The organism is Solidesulfovibrio fructosivorans JJ] (genome assembly GCF_000179555.1).
Taxonomy (GTDB): Bacteria; Desulfobacterota; Desulfovibrionia; order Desulfovibrionales; family Desulfovibrionaceae; genus Solidesulfovibrio; species Solidesulfovibrio fructosivorans.
Window position 1 is genome coordinate 1 of the sequence record NZ_AECZ01000073.1, and the last position, 1,234, is coordinate 1,234.

3 protein-coding genes are annotated in these 1,234 nt (G+C 59.6%); all 3 read right to left on the minus strand.

All coding sequences use genetic code 11. From position 1 onward, the window contains the following. Positions 1-414 (minus strand): IS66 family transposase (locus tag DESFRDRAFT_RS20520; protein ID WP_005997283.1); only part of this gene is annotated, 414 nt, incomplete at its 3' end. Positions 415-463: 49 nt separating this feature from the next. Further along, positions 464-814 (minus strand): IS66 family insertion sequence element accessory protein TnpB, encoded by a 351-nt coding sequence (gene tnpB, locus DESFRDRAFT_RS20525; RefSeq protein WP_005997286.1) that lies wholly within the window; start codon positions 812-814, stop codon positions 464-466. Continuing rightward, a complete protein-coding gene (gene tnpA, locus DESFRDRAFT_RS20530; protein WP_005997287.1) occupies positions 814-1,161 on the minus strand; it encodes an IS66 family insertion sequence element accessory protein TnpA in 348 nt (115 codons plus the stop codon). Before tnpA ends, tnpB begins: the two co-directional genes overlap by 1 nt. Positions 1,162-1,234 lie beyond the last annotated feature (73 nt).

The following is a 1,234-nucleotide window of genomic DNA, read 5'->3' on the forward strand; positions in this document are numbered from 1 at the left end:
CTTGGCCGGCACGATGTCGAGCTTTTCGCTGACTTCCTCACCGATGCGGACCAGCTCAGCGCCGCAGGGGCAGGTCTTTTCCGATTCCGGCAGGTCGTGGACGACCGTAACCCGGGGCAGATCGGCGGGAATAGGGCGACGGCCGCGTTTGCCACGGGTGTGGGCCGGGGCGCAGGCTTCCTCGAAGGTTTGCGGCGTGTGCTCTTCAACCGTCTGCTCGGCTTCGTCGAACAGAGAAAGTTGCTGCTCCTGGCCGGTGCGGGCCCTTTTTTCGGACTTCGGGCCGTAGATGATCAGGTTCAGGAGACGAAGGCGCTGCTCAAGTTGGACGATCTGCGTCTGATGGTCCGCAGCCATGTCGACAATGAGAGCTTTCAGTGCGGCAGGGTCGTCGGGGAGGGAATTGATGTCCACAGCCCGAACAATATACCAATATTATTCAATTTAATCAAATAAATACTGGTCAAAAAACTGTTGAATATTCCAGACGGGAGTGTCCCGTCACGGCCAGGGGATCCAGGCCGTCGAGCAGCCAGGCAAGCTGCCTTGAATCGATGGCCAGCACCTCGGCCTCGCGGGTCGGCCAGCGAAACACATGGCGCTCCAGACGTTTGTGCCATAGGCAAAAGCCGTTACGATCCCAGTAAAGCAGCTTGATGATGGTTCGACTCCGGTTGCAAAAGCCGAACAGATGGCCGGCGAACGGATCGAGTTGCAACTGCTGCGACACCAGGATGGACAGGCCGTCGATGGATTTGCGCATGTCCGTGGCTCCCAGGGCCAGATAGACCCGGACGCCGCTTGCCGGCAGCATCACAGCCGCGTCAGCGTGCGGACCAGTTTTTCTAGCACCGGCCCGACAAAGTCGCCCCGGATCTCGATGCGAAAGGCGTTGCCCACATGCACCAGCAGCGGTTCCGGTGCGTTTGCCATGTCTGGTTGGGCCGACGCGAGCAGCGGCACGGGGACGATGGTGACGAAAGACGCGGCCTCCCTGTCGTTCGTGGCTCCCAAACGCTTTCGCCAATAGCCCAGGGAACTTTGGGAAAGGCCATGCTCTCGGCAGTATGCTCCCTGGCTCAGGCCGCTACGCTGCCAGCGCCCGATATGTCCGGCCCAGTACGCCTTCTTGGAACCCATCTCTGCTGCTGATGCTGCCATGGTCGTCCTCCTGTGGGATAAACCATGGCAGAAAATTCAAGCGGCGTAAGAAGTATCTATTTGGACGCTTACG